The following is a 14,423-nucleotide window of genomic DNA, read 5'->3' as shown; positions in this document are numbered from 1 at the left end:
GGTGGGCTCCCCCCGTCAACTGCCCCCGTATGACTGCGGATCGGCAGTTTAGGGCCGACGGCGCGGGGCCCGACAGAGGGGCCGGCACGGGCGGAGGGATGCGCAGACCCACGCGAAGGCCCTCCGCCCGTGCCCCTGTCAGCGGCGCAGGGCGGCCAGGTTGCGGTAGCCGATCGCCGCGTTTTCGAGGGACTGCCCCGGGTCGGTGGCGCTCGGGGCGTTGTCCTGCTCGACCATCGGGTTGTGGTAGTTGCGGTCGCCCACGCGGGAGAAGAACGTGGTGTAGTCGATGACGCCGGTGCCGAACGGGACCATGTCGTAGCCCATCCCGTTGGCGGTGTTGACGACGCCGTCCTTGGCGTGGAACAGCGGGTAGCGCTTGTTGTGGCGGGTGACCGGGCCGGCCGGGTCGAAGACGTTCGTCTTCGTGGAGCCGTCGTGGGCGGTGTAGGTGCGGAACTTGTACTGGGCGACGTGTGCCCAGAAGACGTCCATCTCCAGCCAGACGAGCCGTGGGTCGGTGACGGACAGGAAGTACTCCAGTTTGCGGATGCCGGAACTGCGGGTCGGGCGGCCCTGTGCGTCCAGCGGTCCGCCGTCGAGCAGGAAGTCGTAGGCCGCGTCATGGTTGTGCGTGTACAGCTTGAGGCCGGCGCGGCGGGCGAGCGCGCCGAGGGCGTGCCACTTGTCGGCGGCTACGTCCCAGTCCGCCTTGTAGGGGCTGCTGGTGGGGTCGGCGCCGGTGCCCATGTGGGCCATGCCGAGGATGTTCGCGATCTCCAGGTGCCTTTTGAAGGTGTCCAGGTCAGGGGTGGTCAACGGCCAGGGTCCGGGGATGAAGCCGTGGTTGCCCTGGGCGCGCAGCCCGTTGTCGTCCAGCCAGCGGCGCAGCAGCCTGGCCCCCGCCTCGGACTCCAGGCTCGCGCCGCCGGGTGCGTTCGCGTGCTGACCGTAGCCCGCGAACTCGACCTGGCGGTAGCCGAAGTCGGCGAGCTGCTCGAAGACGGCGCGGAAGCCGGAGGGCAGCGAGGTGGACAGCGGGTCACGGCCGATGGCGTCGCGCACGGTGTAGAGGATGATGCCGCGCTTGTCCGCGGGGACGAGCGCGTGCCCTCTGCCGGTGCCGCCGGACCGCGGTGCGGCCTGCACGGGGCTCGCGCCGAGGACGGGCGCGGCGATCGCGCCGGCCGCAACGGCGGTACAGGTGCTCAGGAAGCTGCGACGGCCGATACCGAGGCTGCGGCGGAGCTGGTCGTCGCTGTGATGCGTGGTGTTCACGGGTGCCTTCCTTCGGACGGGTTGTCGGTGCCGAGACCGGCGAGGCGGAGCAGGAGTGACTTCACGTCGGTGGCCGCGATGCGATCGCCGACGGCGCGGGGGGTGGAGCACAGCAGGAGCGGACCGTCGTCGTCGCTCGTGGGCAGGCGGCCGTGGCTGCCTCGGACGGGTGCGGGGTCGAGGGACACGACCGCCATCCGGTAGCGCGACCCCAGCTTCTTGCGGGCGAGCGCGGTCGCGGCCTGCCGCAGCGGCGAGCGGCCTCGGCGAGGCGCAGCTCCCAGACGGAGATCGGCCCCTGGGCGCCGGGGTGCTGCGGCCTCGGCCAGAGCCTGGTGGAACCAGGCGCGGGCGGCCGGGTCGAGCCGGCTGTCCAGGTGGTCACGGAGGGCGTCCGGGCCGCCGTCCGAGCGGGTCATGGGGTGCTCCCTTCTGGCGCCGCGGCCCGGATGCCGGTGGCCGCCGCGCGGCGGAGGAACGGCAGGGAGGTCTCGGCGTGCCGGGGGCCGGCGTGGGAGTGGCGGGGCAGTTCCACGACGGTGAGACCGCGGTAGCCGGAGGAGGCCCGGGCGGCGAGGACGGACGGGAAGTCGATCTCGCCCTGTCCGAACGGCAGATGGTCGTGGACACCGCGCCGCATGTCCTCGATCTGCACATGCCGCAGCCAGGGCGCCGAGGCGCGCACGCAGTCGGCGGGCGGGAGGGGTTCGAGGCACTGGCAGTGGCCGATGTCGAGGGTGAGGCCGAGGGCGGTCGGGTGGCCGAGCAGCCGGCGGAGGTGGTGGAAGTCGGCGAGGGTGGCGAGGAGGTGGCCGGGCTCGGGTTCGACCGCGAGCGGGATGCCGGCGGTGGTCGCGGCGTCCAGGACGGGGGCGAGGGAAGCGGCGAGCCGCTGCCAGGCCGTGGCTGGGTCACTGCCGGGCGGCACGGTTCCGCTGAAGCAGTGCACGGCGTGTCCGCCGAGGTCGGCGGCCACCTGGACGGCCCGCAGGAGCAGGTCCACCCGGCGGGCCCGCGCATCGGGGTCCGGGTCCAGGAGCGAGGGGCCGTGCTTGCGGCGCGGGTCGAGGACGTACCGGGCGCCGGTCTCGACGTAGGGGCAGCCGGCGCGCAGGGCGGCCGCCGCGTAGAGCGAGCTGGGCGGCGGTTCGGGGCCGGTGGGGGCCGGTTCCGTGGAGGCGACGTTCACGACCACCGCGCGCTCCAGGCCGCGGCGTCGGACGAAGGCCTGGATGTCGGCGGCGAACGCGGCGATCAGCTCGTCCGCGTCCCGGGTGTCGCCGGCGAGTGGGCCGCCGGGCCTGATCTCTCGGTCGGCGGCGGCCAGTTCGGCCGACACCGCGATGGGGAGACCGGGTGGCAGGACGCCTGAGGCCGCGAGCGTCTCCGCGCGCTTCGGGAGCGGGCAGTCCACGGTGTCGTGGCCGCCGAAGACGAGAGAGGCCAGCGGTGGCAGGGCGCTCTGCGTGAACACGGAGGTCTCGGTGACGAGACGGGTGGGCGGGCGCAGGCCGGCGGTCACGGCTGCGCAGCCCGCGACGACGGTGGTGGCGACCGAGCCGCGTGCCCCGATCAGCCATACGCCGACGCCCGGTTCGTTGGAATCGGAGACGGAAACGGACGCGGACATGGGCAGCCTCCTTGTCGTGCGCGTCGTGCGCGTCGTGCGCGAGTCCCTGGCCGGGTCGGCCGGAAGACGGTGGGCGGGAGTACGGCGTCTCCCGCCCACCGCCGCTCAGTTGCCCTGGGCGGGCAGTTCCTTGATCCGGATGTCGCGGAAGGACACCCGGTCGTCGGCTCCGTGGTTCTGGAGGCCGAGGTGTCCGTCGGTGAGGCTCCGGGCCGGATCGGCGTTGGTGAAATCGTTGATCTTCACGCCGTTGAGCCAGACGCGGAGACGTTCGCCCTCCACGCGGATCTCGTACGTGTTCCACTCCCCCGCCGGATTCAGCGCACGGTCGCGCTTGTTCGGATCGGCGGACTGGAAGCCGTAGACGGATCCGGTGGTCTTCTCGGGCACGTCCGTGGCGTCGATCTGGATCTCGTAGCCGTTGTCCACGGCCGACCACGAGTCGTCCGAGGGCGGGAAGCCCACGAACACACCGGAGTTGTCGTCGCCGGCCGTCTTCCAGTCGAGCTTCAGCGAGTACGAGGCGAAGCCCGAGGTCGCGTACCAGAGCAGGCCCATGCCGCCCGACGACGTGAGCGTGCCGTCGTCGGCCAGGGTGAACGAGCCCGGGCCCGCCTGCCGCCAGCCGTCCAGGGACGTGGCCGTTCCGTCGAAGAGCGGCCGGTAGCCGTTCTCCGGGCGGCAGTCCGCCCGGGCGTCGCCGACGGCCCAGCGGATCCCGCCCAGAAGGTGGGCGCGGAAGGCGGGTTCGGCGTAGGACTCCTTGGTGTGGCCGCCCCCGGTGTAGAAGGCACGGCCGCCCTGGTGGTCCTGGCACCAGGCGATCGGGTGGTCCCCGTTCATGGTGCCGCCCGTGTACGACGACTCGTCGAGCGCGGCGAGGACGTGGGCCCGGTCCCGCGGGTCCGAGCGGTAGTCGTACCACTCGTCGGTGCGCTCCCAGGTCCGTGCCAGTGCCGATGTCGCCGGGTGGGCGCGGTCCTCGACGTGTACGGTGGCCGGCTGGATCGCCGGGTGTGACTGGAAGTAGGCGCCGGCGAGGCCGCCGTAGAACGCCCAGTCGTACTCGGTGTCGGCGGCCGCGTGGATGCCGACGTAGCCGCCGCCGTGGTGGATGTAGTCCTCGAACGCGTTCTGCTGCCCGGTGTCGAGGACGTCTCCGGTGGTCGAAAGGAACACGACCGCGTCGTAGCGCCTCAGGTTGGACCGGGTGAACGCGCCCGCGTCCTCGGTGACGTCGACCGCGAAGCCGCCGCTCTCGCCGAGTTCCCGTACGGCGGCCACGCCGTCCGGGATCGAGTCGTGGCGGAAGCCGGCCGTCCTGGAGAAGACGAGGACCCGCTTGCCGTCGTCCGCGTCGTGGGACGCGGCCGGTACCGAGGCACAGCCGAGGAGCAGTACGGCTCCCGCGACGGCACTCAGAGCTCGCATGTGGTTGTCCTCCCCTCAGCCGGTCGTGAAGGCGAAGTCGTCGAGGTCGTAGAGGGTGCCGCTGCCGCCCTTGAACACCAGGTAGAGCGTGGTGGTGCCGCGCGGTGCGCGGGACAGTCCGGCGGTGACGTCCTGATAGGTCTCCCAGCCCCCGGTCACGGGCACGGTGGCTTTCCCGAGCAGGGTGCCGGTGGCCGAGCCGGCGCGGACCTCCAGGGTGCCGCCGGCGCCTGCCGAGGCGACACGGGCGGTGATCTTCGTGGCGTTGTCCAGGGCGTACGGGGTGAAGGCGATCCAGTCGCCGTTGCCGATGTCACCGACGACCTTTGCGCCGTGGGCGGTGGCCCTTGCGGTCACCGCGACGCCGGAGCCGGTCCCGAAGTGTTCGGCCTGACGGTGGCGGGGCTGCAGGACGTTCTGGTCGTGCGAGGTGAGCGGGGCCTGGCCGCCGCCTCCGCCGTCGGTGTACTCGGCGTCGAGCACCCCGAAGACGTTGGCGTCCTCGTCATGGCCGCCGTCGGCGCTGGTCTGGATGGTGCCCGAGCAGCCTTGGGCCGAGGTGAGCGGGTGGCCGTGGGTGTCGTGGCCGAGGATGAAGGTGACCTTGACCTTGGAGCAGTCGACGGTACGCCCGTCCTCGGGGTCGGTGACGGTCACCCTGAACGGGATGGCGTCGCCGAAGCTGAACAGCTGCCCGTCCTTCGGGGTGTCGAGGACGACCTTGGGTGCGGTGTTGCCGACGACGACCTGGACGCTGGCACCGCCGGTGCGGCCGGACGGGTCCTTGGCGGTGACGGTGGCGGTGTAGGTGCCGTTCTTCTTGTACCTGTGGGTGGGGTCGGCGGCCGTGGAGGTGCCGCCGTCGCCGAAGTCCCAGCTGTAGGTCAGCGCGTCACCGTCCTGGTCGGTCGTGCCCGCCGAGGAGAACCGGACCTTCAGCGGGGCCTGGCCCGAGGTGCGGTTCGCTGCGGCCTCCGCCGACGGGGAGTGACCGTCGGTCGCGTTCTCGATGCGGTACAGCGCCGAGTGCTCGTCGCCGCCGAACCAGGCGGTGCCGTAGTCCAGGACGTACAGCGCGCCGTCCGGGCCGAAGGCCATGTCCATCACCTGGGTGCCGCTCCAGGGAATGTCGTCGATCGACTGCACGGTGCCGTCGGTGCCGCTCGTGATCCGCTTGATCCAGCGGCGGCCGAACTCCCCGGCGAAGAAGTCGCCGTCGTAGGCCTCGGGGAACTTCACGGGCGAGTCGAGGGCGGGGTCGTAGTGGTAGACCGGGCCGCCCATGGGGGACTCGGAGCCGTCGCCGAACTCCGGTACGGACGGGCCGTCGTACGGGACCCAGGCGGGCTGTGCCGGGGGCAGGTCGGTCAGGCCGGTGTTGTGCGGTGAGGTGTTCTTCGGTGCCGCGCAGTCGAAGGAGGCGCCGGAGGTGCGGGTGGCGAAGTCGAAGTCGGCGTAGGCGTCGTTGGCGCCGGTGCAGTACGGCCAGCCGAAGTTGCCCGTGGCGGTGACGCGGGCGAACTCGACCTGGCCGGCGGGGCCGCGGTTCGGGTCGGCGGCGCCGGCGTCGGGGCCGTAGTCGCCGACGTAGAGGATGCCGGTCTTCTTGTCGACGCTGAACCGGAAGGGGTTGCGGAAGCCCATCGCGTAGATCTCGGGCCGCGTCCTGTCGGTACCGGGCGGGAAGAGGTTGCCGTCGGGTATGGAGTAGGTGCCGTCGGCGCCGACCTTGATGCGGAGGATCTTGCCGCGCAGGTCGTTGGTGTTGCCGGCGGTCCGCTGGGCGTCGAAACCGGGGTTGCGGTCGGCGCGCTCGTCGATCGGGGTGTAGCCGTCCGACTGGAAGGGGTTGGTGTCGTCGCCGGTCGACAGGTACAGGTTCCCGGCCGCGTCGAAGTCGATGTCGCCGCCCACGTGGCAGCACAGGCCGCGGGTGGTGGGGACGTCGAGGATCTTCCTCTCGCTGGTGGTGTCGAGGGTGCCGTCGGTCTTCAGCACGAAGCGGGAGAGCCGGTTCACACCGTCGAAGGGCGCGAAGTCGGCGGCGGTGCCGGTCTCCGGGGCGTCGCCCGCGGGCGTGTCCAACGGGGGCGCGTAGTAGAGGTAGACGAAGCGGTTGTCGGTGAAGTCCGGGTCGACGCCCACGCCTTGGAGTCCCTCCTCGTCGTGGGAGTAGACGTCGAGCCTGCCCGCGAGCCTGGTGTTGCCCGCGGCGTCGGTCAGGTGCAGTTCCCCGTCGCGCGAGGTGTGCAGGACCGAGCGGTCGGGGAGGACGGCGAGCGACATGGGCTCGCCGACCTCCGCCTCGCCCTTGGCGAGGGTGACCTGCTGGAAGTCCTCGGCCGCCGCGTTCGTGTCCCGGTCGGCGACGGCTGCGCCGGCCTGGGGGGCGGTGAGGGTCAGGGTCGCGCCCGCGAGGAGTGCGCCGCTGAGCAGCGCGAGCGTCCTGCGCAGACGTGATCTGCGGGTTCCGGTGGTGGTGATGCGGTCGTTCCCGTGCACGAAAGGCCTCCAGAGCGGGGCTGGTTGTACGGGCGTTGCGAGCGCCGGGATGCGCCGTCATCCCGGAGAGGTGACTACTGACCCTGCTGTTGCGGTCAGTGGGAGAAGGCCGCGTCGAAGGAGGCCGACGGCGGCTCGAAGTCGTATGCCTTGAGGCGGGTGAGGGCCTCGGGGGCGCCCTGGAGCCGGTCCATGCCGGCGTCCTCCCATTCCACGGAGACGGGGCCCCGGTAGTCGATGGACCGCAGCATGCGGAAGACGTCCTCCCAGGGGACGTCGCCGTGGCCGGCGGAGACGAAGTCCCAGCCGCGGCGCGGGTCGCCCCAGGGCAGATGGGAGCCGAGGCGGCCGTTGCGGCCGTCGAGGCGCTTGCGGGCCTCCTTGCAGTCCACGTGGTAGATCCGGTCACGGAAGTCCCACAGGAAGCCGACCGGGTCGAGGTCCTGCCACACGAAGTGGGAGGGGTCGAAGTTCAGGCCGAAGGCCGGGCGATGGCCGAGCGCGTCGAGGGCGCGGTGCGTGGTCCAGTAGTCGTAGGCGATCTCGCCGGGGTGGACCTCGTGGGCGAACCGTACGCCCTCCGTGTCGAAGACGTCGAGGATCGGGTTCCAGCGCTCGGCGAAGTCCTCGTAGCCGCGCTCGATCATCGGCTCGGGGGCGGGCGGGAACATCGCGACCAGGTGCCAGATCGCGGAGCCGGTGAAGCCGATGACGGTGTCGACGCCGAAGGCGGCCGCCGCGCGGGCGGTGTCCTTCATGCGTGCGGCCGCGCGCCGCCGCACCCCCTCGGGGTCGCCGTCCGCCCACACCTCGCCGGGCAGGATCGCCCGGTGGCGTTCGTCGATGATGGCATCGCAGACGGCCTGGCCGACGAGATGGTTGGAGATCGCCCAGCACTTCAGGCCGTACTTGTCGAGGAGTTGCCGGCGGGAGGCGAGGTATGCGGGGTCGGCGAGTGCCTTGTCGACCTCGAAGTGATCGCCCCAGCAGGCGAGTTCGAGACCGTCGTAGCCGAAGTCGCGAGCGAGCCGGCAGACCTCCTCCAGGGGCAGGTCGGCCCACTGGCCGGTGAACAGGGTGAACGGGCGCGGCATGGGCGTGCCTCCTCAGTCCGCGACGGACGTGTAGACGGAGTTCTTCTCGGCGCTCTCCTCCACCGCCGCCAGGACGCGCTGGACCTGGAGCCCGTCGGCGAAGGACGGCTCGGGGCGGCGGCCCGCGGCCACGGCGTGGACGAGGTCGCGGGCCTGGTGGACGAAGGTGTGCTCGTAGCCGAGTCCGTGGCCCGGCGGCCACCAGGCGTCCAGGTAGGGGTGGTCGGGTTCGGTGACGAGGATGCGGCGGAAGCCGGCCTCGGTGCCCGGTTCGGTGGCGTCGTGGAACCACAGCTCGTTGAGGCGTTCCAGGTCGAAGGCCAACGAGCCGCGCTCGCCGTTGAGTTCGATCCGCAGGGCGTTCTTGCGGCCGGTGGCGTAACGGGTCGCCTCGAAGGAGGCGAGGGCGCCGCAGGCGAACCGGCCGGTGAACAGGGCGGCGTCGTCCACGGTGACCGCACCGGTGGTGCCCTGCCCGGCCACCGCGGCCAGTCCACCGGTGGCACCGGTGGGCAGCGGCCGTTCCCGGACGAAGGTCTCGGTCAGGCCGGACACCCCGGCCAGCCGCTCCCCCGCCAGATACTGGGCGAGGTCCACGATGTGTGCGCCGAGGTCGCCGAGCGAGCCGGAGCCCGCCAGTTCCTTGCGCAGCCGCCAGGTCAGCGGGAAGTCCGGGTCCACGAGCCAGTCCTGGAGGTACGTCACCCGGACGTGGCGCAGGGTGCCGAGCCGGCCGTCGGCGACCATGCGCCGGGCGAGGGCGGTGGCGGGCACCCGGCGGTAGTTGAAGCCGACCATCGCCAACTGGCCGCGGGAGTGAGCCTCTTCGGCCGCCCGGGTCATGGCCTCGGCCTCTGCGACGGTGTTCGCGAGGGGCTTCTCGCACAGGACGTGTTTGCCGGCGGCCAGCGCGGCGAGCGCGATCTCGGCGTGGCTGTCGCCAGGGGTGCAGATGTCGACCAGGTCGACGTCGTCCCGGGCGATCAGCGCGCGCCAGTCGGTCTCGGTCGCCGCCCAGCCGTACCGGTCCGCCGCCGTGCGTACGGCGGTGGCGTCGCGGCCGCAGATCACGGCCAGGACCGGCAGCCGGGGCAGGTCGAAGACCCGGCCCGCGGTGCGCCAGCCCTGGGAGTGGGCGGCGCCCATGAAGGCGTATCCGACCATGCCGACGCGCAGCGGGGGCCGTCCGGGCTCCCGCACGGACTCCGACGCGGTCTCCGGGACGGTCTCGGCCGACGCCTCCGGCTCCGGCTCCGGCTCCGCTGACTGCTGCGGCTGTTCCATGCGCTCGTCCTCCTCTTCGTCGTGGCGCGGTGGGGGGTGCGGGCGAGGCGCCTCACCGGAAGCCGGTGGGCATGTACTGGTCGACGTTGTCCTTGTCCACGACGGCCGAGTAGAGCGTGATCGAGGCGGGGATCTCGTACTCGGCGAGGCCGCCGACGCCCTTGCCCTGGCCGAGGGCGCGGGCGAGGTCGATCGCGGAGGCGGCCATGGTGGGCGGGTAGAGGACGGTGGCCTTCAGCACGCCGTTGTCCTGCTTGATGGCCTGGAAGGCGGAGAGCGCGCCGGCTCCGCCGACCATGAGGAAGTCGTCCCGTCCGGCCTGCTCGATGGCGCGCAGCGCGCCCACGCCCTGGTCGTCGTCGTGGTTCCACAGGGCGTCGAACTTCGGCTGGGCCTGCAGAAGTTGGGCCATCTTGGCCTGTCCGGACTCGACCGTGAACTCGGCCGCCTGGCGGGCCGCCTTGCGGATGTTGGGGTAGTTCTTCAGGGCGTCGTCGAAGCCCTGGGTGCGCTGCTTGGTCAGTTCCAGGTTGTCCAGACCCGCCAGTTCGATCACGCGGGCGTTCGGCCTGTCCTTGAGCTTCTCGCCGATGTAGTGGCCGGCGTTGAGGCCCATGCCGTAGTTGTCGCCGCCGATCCAGCAGCGGTACGCCTGCGCCGAGTTGAAGATGCGGTCGAGGTTGACGACCGGGATGCCGGCGCGCATCGCCTTCAGGCCGACCTGGGTGAGGGCCTTGCCGTCGGCGGGCAGGACGACCAGGACGTCGACCTTCTTGTTGATCAGGGTTTCGATCTGGCCGATCTGCTGGGCGGTGTCGTTGGAGCCCTCGGTGATCTCCAGGGTGACGTCGGAGTACTTCTTCGCCCGGCTCTGGGCGTTGTCGTTGATGGCGTTGAGCCAGCCGTGGTCGGCCTGGGGTCCGGCGAAGCCGATGGTGACGTGCTTGCCGGGCCTGTCGTCGGCGGCCGGCCGGGTGTCGGCTGCTGGGCTGTCGTCCTTGGTGTCATTGCTGGTGCAAGCCGTGAGGAAGGCTCCGGCGGACACCGCGGCGGTCCCGAAGAGCATTCCTCTGCGACTGGTGAGGCCGTGCGGGGCGCGGCGCGTGTGCTCTGACATGGCGGTGAACCTTTCCTCAGGTCGTTCTGGCGGTGCGGTGCTGGACCAGGACGGCAGCGACGATGATCGCGCCCTTGGCGATCTGCTGGACGTCGCTCTGCAGGTTGTTCAGGGCGAAGATGTTGGTGATGGTGGTGAAGACCAGCACGCCGAGCACGGAGCCGGTTATGGTGCCGCGGCCCCCGCTGAGCAGGGTGCCGCCGATGATCGCGGCGGCGATGGCGTCGAGTTCGTAGAGGTTGCCGTTGGTGTTCTGGCCGGAGCCGGAGAGCACGATCAGCAGGAAGGCGGCGATGCCGCAGCACAGCCCGGACAGCAGGTAGAGGTAGAGCCGCTGGCGGCGGACGTCGATGCCGGCGAGCCGGGCGGCCTCGGCGTTGCCGCCGACGGCGACCGTGCGGCGGCCGAAGGTGGTGCGGTTGAGCAGGAGCCAGCCGACGATCGTCACGATCGCGAACACCAGGACGAGCGGCGGGACGCCCAGGACGTAGGCGTCTCGCTCGCCGAGCCCGAGGACGCCGTCGACGGTGACGATCTGGGTGCGGCCGTCGGTGATCTGCAGCGCGAGGCCGCGTGCCGAGGCCAGCATGGCGAGGGTGGCGATGAACGGGACCATCCCGCCGTAGGCGATGAGCAGCCCGTTGACCAGTCCGCAGCCGAGTCCGACGACCACCGCGGTGAAGAGGATGCCCGCGAAGCCGTACTCCTGCGTGGCGACCGTGGTCGCCCACACGGAGGCGAGGGCGACGATCGCGCCGACGGAGAGGTCGATGCCGCCGGAGGTGATGACGAAGGTCATGCCGACGGTGACCACGCCGATCACCGACGCCTGGGTGAGGACGAGTTGGAGGTTGCGGGTGTCCAGGAACTCGTCGGGTTTGGTGATCCCTCCGATGACGACGAGTACGGCGAGCACGCCGAGCAGTGACAGGGTGCGGACGTCGGCGCGGGCCAGCAGGCCACGCCAGGGCGGGAGATGACCCGTCGACGGGATCTTGTCGGCGGCTTCCCGGGGCGGGGAGACGGGCTGCGTCATGACGCCGGGCTTCCTTCCATGACGAGGTCGAGGACTCGGTGTTCGTCCAGCTCCCGAGCGGGTGCGGTGTGCACGACCCGGCCCTCGCGGAGCACCAGCACGCGGTCGGCGAGGCCGAGGACCTCGGGCACCTCGCTGGAGACGAGGAGCACGGCGAGGCCTTCGACGGCCAGCCGGCGGACCACCGCGTACAGTTCGGCGCGGGCCCCGACGTCGACACCGCGGGTGGGTTCGTCCAGCAGCAGGACACGGCAGCCGCGCAGCAGCCAGCGGGCGAGAACGGCTTTCTGCTGGTTGCCGCCGGACAGGGCGCGTACGGGCGCGTCCGGGTTGTCGGGCCGCAACGACAGTTCGCGGGTGGCGGCGCGTGCGGCGCGCCGCTCGGCGCCCCGGTCGATCCAGCCGGCGCGGGAGAAGCGGGAGAGGGTGGAGACCGAGACGTTCCGGGTGACGGACTCCAGCATCAGCAGCGCCTGTGCCTTGCGCTCCTCGGGGGCGAGCCCGAGCCCGGCGCGCACGGCCGCGCGCACGCTGCCGGTCCTCAACGCCCGCCCGTCCACGAGGACTTGCCCTGCCGTGGGCTTCCGTGCCCCGTAGACCGTCTCCAGGATCTCCGATCGCCCGGAGCCGACGAGACCGGCGAGGCCGACGATCTCCCCCGGCCGTACGTCGAGGTCGAGCGGCGCGAACTCGCCGTCGCGGGCCAGTCCGCGGACCTGGAGCACGGGTTCGCTTTCGGGCGGTGCCGGTGGCCGCGCGGGAAAGACGTACTCGACGTTGCGCCCGGTCATCAGGGCGACGACGTCCCTGGTCGGGGTGGTCTTGGCGGGCAGTCCCCCCGCGACCGCCCGCCCGTCCTTGAGCACGGTCACCCGGTCGCCGATGCGCCGGATCTCCTCCAGGCGGTGGGAGATGTGGACGACGGCGACGCCGTCCGCGGTGAGGTCGCCGACGATGCGGAACAGGTTGTCGACCTCGTCCGGGTCGAGCGCCGCGGACGGCTCGTCCATCACGATGAGGCGCACGTCGTGGGAGAGGGCCCGGGCCATGGAGACGATCTGCTGCTGGGCCGCGGACAACTCCCCGACCCGGCGGGCCGGATCGATCTCCGGATGCCCGAGCCGCTTCAGCAGCCGTCCGGTCGAGGAGCGCGCCGCCTTTCCGCGTACGACGAACCCGGCGGCGGTCGGCTCGTGGCCGAGGTGGACGTTCTCGGCCACCGACAGGTGCTCCACCAGGTCGAGTTCCTGGTAGATGGTGGCGATGCCGAGGCGCATGGCGGCGATCGGCGAGCGCAGGGTGACGGGCTCGCCGCGCCAGCGGACGGTGCCGCCGTCCGGCTGGTGGGCGCCGGCCAGGACCTTGATGAGCGTGGACTTGCCGGCGCCGTTCTGGCCGAGCAGGCAGTGCACTTCACCGGCCTGGACGTCGAGGTCGACGCCGTCCAGGGCGCGGACGCCGGGGAACGACTTGGTGATCCCGGACATGCTGAGCAGCGGTGGTTCTGAAGCCATGTGGGTTCCCCTCGGCGGGCGTGCGGGCCGGTTTCAGGGCGTGCTGCGCCGGCGACCGGCCGCGTGCGACCGGGCACAGGCGTACTTCAGGCGGGGCGAGCGGTGTTCGTGCCGGGGCGGGTGGGGTCACGCTGGGGCGGTTGAGTGCGCGCGGGGCAGGTGCGCTCACGCAGGGACAGGTGTGTGCGGGGCAGGTGCGGTTGCCTAGGAGCGAGGGAGGTCGCTCGGGTGTGGCGTGTTCGCGTGGCTACACGAGTCAGTCGACGCGGTGAGGTCGGTTCGGACGGGTGGGCGGTGGTCGCCTAGGCGGGTGAGAAGAGGTGATCGCTGATCAGGCGGGCTGCGCCGATCACGCCGGCGCTCCCGCCCAACTCCCCCAGGACGATGGGCAGGTTGCCGGTCGCCAGAGGCAGCGACTGGCGGTAGACCTGGGTGCGGATCGCGGCGAGCAGGGTGTGGCCGAGGCCGGTCACCCCGCCGCCGATCACCACCAGGCCGGGGTTGAAGAAGGAGACGAGTCCCGCGATGACCTGGCCGACGCGGGTGCCGCCCTCGCGGATCAGGTCGAGCGCGGTGGCGTCGCCCGCGGCGGCCGCGGCGGCGACGTCGACGGCGGTGAGGGTGCCGTTCGCCGCCAGCCGGGCCGCGAGTTCGGCGGACAGGCCCTGTCCGGCCGCCTGCACCGCGTCACGGGCCAGGGCGGCGCCGCTGAAGTGGGCTTCCAGACAGCCCCGGTTGCCGCAGGCGCAGGGACGGCCGTCGGGTACGGCCTGGATGTGGCCGATGTCCCCGGCGCTGCCGGTGGTGCCCCGGTGGACCTTTCCGCCGGCGACGATGCCGCAGCCGATACCGGTGCCGATCTTGACGCAGAGGAAGTCGGCGACGGTGCGGGCGACCCCGGCGTGCTGTTCCCCCATGGCCATGAGGTTCACGTCGTTGTCGACCATGACCGGGCAGCCGAGTTCCTGGCTGAGCGCCTCCCGTACGGGGAAACCGTCCCAGCCGGGCATGATCGGCGGGGCGACCGGGACGCCCTCGGGGAAGCGCACGGGTCCGGGGACGCCGATGCCGGCTCCGTCGAAGCCCTCGGCGAGCCCGGTGGCCTTCAACTTTCCGGCCATGTCCAGGACTTGCTCGAAGACCGCGACGGGTCCCTCACGGACATCCATCGGCTGGTTGAGGTGGCCGAGGATCTCCAGCTCGGCGTTGGTGACGGCGACGTCGACCGAGGTCGCGCCGATGTCGACGCCGAGGAACCTGAGGCTCGGATTGAGCCGGACGTTGTGGGAGCGGCGGCCGCCGCGCGAGGCGGCGAGTCCGTCGGCCACCACCAGGCCCGTCTCCAGCAGCCGGTCCACCTCCACGGCCAGCTTGGACCGGGACAGGTCGACCTGGTCGCCGAGCTGGGCACGGGAGTTGGGTCCGCCGTCGCGCAGGAGCTTGAGCAGGCGGGCCTGGTGCGCGTTCGCCGGTCGTGCCGTCATACGTCTCACGAGCCCCTCCCCGCCAGTATTCGGCCACCAGTGTCTGGCTTTCG

The 14,423-nt window shown here is 71.8% G+C and carries 10 protein-coding genes and 2 pseudogenes; all 12 read right to left on the bottom strand.

Going from position 1 to position 14,423, the window contains the following annotated elements:
• Positions 1 to 138: 138 nt before the first annotated feature.
• The 12 genes and pseudogenes from ABZ471_RS12740 to ABZ471_RS12685 all read right to left on the bottom strand — a co-directional run bounded on the left by ABZ471_RS12740 (position 139) and on the right by ABZ471_RS12685 (position 14,370).
• Positions 139 to 1,278, bottom strand: coding sequence for a sugar phosphate isomerase/epimerase family protein (locus ABZ471_RS12740; RefSeq protein WP_359065459.1), 1,140 nt, complete (start codon positions 1,276 to 1,278; stop codon positions 139 to 141).
• A pseudogene (locus ABZ471_RS12735) lies at positions 1,275 to 1,529 on the bottom strand (alkaline phosphatase family protein); the annotation flags it as partial. The gene ABZ471_RS12740 and the pseudogene ABZ471_RS12735, both read right to left, overlap by 4 nt.
• A pseudogene (locus tag ABZ471_RS12730) lies at positions 1,523 to 1,697 on the bottom strand (sugar phosphate isomerase); the annotation flags it as partial. The pseudogenes ABZ471_RS12735 and ABZ471_RS12730, both read right to left, overlap by 7 nt.
• Complete coding sequence (locus tag ABZ471_RS12725) at positions 1,694 to 2,908, bottom strand: TIM barrel protein (RefSeq protein WP_359065456.1); 1,215 nt, start codon at positions 2,906 to 2,908, stop codon at positions 1,694 to 1,696. The gene ABZ471_RS12725 and the pseudogene ABZ471_RS12730, both read right to left, overlap by 4 nt.
• A 105-nt stretch (positions 2,909 to 3,013) precedes the next feature.
• Positions 3,014 to 4,339 (bottom strand): ThuA domain-containing protein, encoded by a 1,326-nt coding sequence (locus tag ABZ471_RS12720; protein ID WP_359065454.1) that lies wholly within the window; start codon positions 4,337 to 4,339, stop codon positions 3,014 to 3,016.
• 15 nt (positions 4,340 to 4,354) lie between these two features.
• Complete coding sequence (locus tag ABZ471_RS12715; RefSeq protein WP_359065452.1) at positions 4,355 to 6,841, bottom strand: PQQ-dependent sugar dehydrogenase; 2,487 nt, start codon at positions 6,839 to 6,841, stop codon at positions 4,355 to 4,357.
• Between the two features lie 95 nt (positions 6,842 to 6,936).
• Positions 6,937 to 7,935, bottom strand: a complete 999-nt coding sequence (locus tag ABZ471_RS12710) for a sugar phosphate isomerase/epimerase family protein (RefSeq protein ID WP_359065449.1) — start codon at positions 7,933 to 7,935, stop codon at positions 6,937 to 6,939.
• Between the two features lie 12 nt (positions 7,936 to 7,947).
• Entirely contained in the window at positions 7,948 to 9,099 is a 1,152-nt protein-coding gene (locus ABZ471_RS12705; RefSeq protein WP_359065575.1) for a Gfo/Idh/MocA family oxidoreductase, read from the bottom strand.
• 172 nt (positions 9,100 to 9,271) lie between these two features.
• Positions 9,272 to 10,336: a substrate-binding domain-containing protein gene (locus ABZ471_RS12700; protein ID WP_359065447.1), complete on the bottom strand. Its 1,065-nt coding sequence runs from the start codon at positions 10,334 to 10,336 to the stop codon at positions 9,272 to 9,274.
• A gap of 16 nt (positions 10,337 to 10,352) precedes the next feature.
• A complete protein-coding gene (locus ABZ471_RS12695; protein ID WP_359065445.1) occupies positions 10,353 to 11,372 on the bottom strand; it encodes an ABC transporter permease in 1,020 nt (339 codons plus the stop codon).
• Entirely contained in the window at positions 11,369 to 12,886 is a 1,518-nt protein-coding gene (locus tag ABZ471_RS12690; protein ID WP_359065443.1) for a sugar ABC transporter ATP-binding protein, read from the bottom strand. The genes ABZ471_RS12695 and ABZ471_RS12690 overlap by 4 nt, the downstream gene beginning before the upstream one ends.
• A 302-nt stretch (positions 12,887 to 13,188) precedes the next feature.
• The gene (locus ABZ471_RS12685) at positions 13,189 to 14,370 is read right to left on the bottom strand and encodes an ROK family transcriptional regulator (protein WP_359065573.1); all 1,182 of its coding nucleotides are present in this window, start codon (positions 14,368 to 14,370) and stop codon (positions 13,189 to 13,191) included.
• Positions 14,371 to 14,423: the final 53 nt, after the last annotated feature.

The organism is Streptomyces sp. NPDC005728 (genome assembly GCF_040630895.1).
In the GTDB taxonomy this organism is placed as follows: domain Bacteria; phylum Actinomycetota; class Actinomycetes; order Streptomycetales; family Streptomycetaceae; genus Streptomyces.
The sequence above is the reverse complement of the archived record's forward strand: the minus strand, read 5'-3'. Positions and strand labels throughout refer to the sequence as shown.

Coding starts and splice junctions, on each gene's coding strand:
- ABZ471_RS12725 (WP_359065456.1), bottom strand. CDS start 2,908: ATGTCCGCGTCCGTTTCCGTCTCCGATTCCAACGAACCGGGCGTCGGC.
- ABZ471_RS12720 (WP_359065454.1), bottom strand. CDS start 4,339: ATGCGAGCTCTGAGTGCCGTCGCGGGAGCCGTACTGCTCCTCGGCTGT.
- ABZ471_RS12710 (WP_359065449.1), bottom strand. CDS start 7,935: ATGCCGCGCCCGTTCACCCTGTTCACCGGCCAGTGGGCCGACCTGCCC.
- ABZ471_RS12705 (WP_359065575.1), bottom strand. CDS start 9,099: ATGGTCGGATACGCCTTCATGGGCGCCGCCCACTCCCAGGGCTGGCGC.
- ABZ471_RS12700 (WP_359065447.1), bottom strand. CDS start 10,336: ATGTCAGAGCACACGCGCCGCGCCCCGCACGGCCTCACCAGTCGCAGA.
- ABZ471_RS12695 (WP_359065445.1), bottom strand. CDS start 11,372: ATGACGCAGCCCGTCTCCCCGCCCCGGGAAGCCGCCGACAAGATCCCG.
- ABZ471_RS12690 (WP_359065443.1), bottom strand. CDS start 12,886: ATGGCTTCAGAACCACCGCTGCTCAGCATGTCCGGGATCACCAAGTCG.
- ABZ471_RS12685 (WP_359065573.1), bottom strand. CDS start 14,370: ATGACGGCACGACCGGCGAACGCGCACCAGGCCCGCCTGCTCAAGCTC.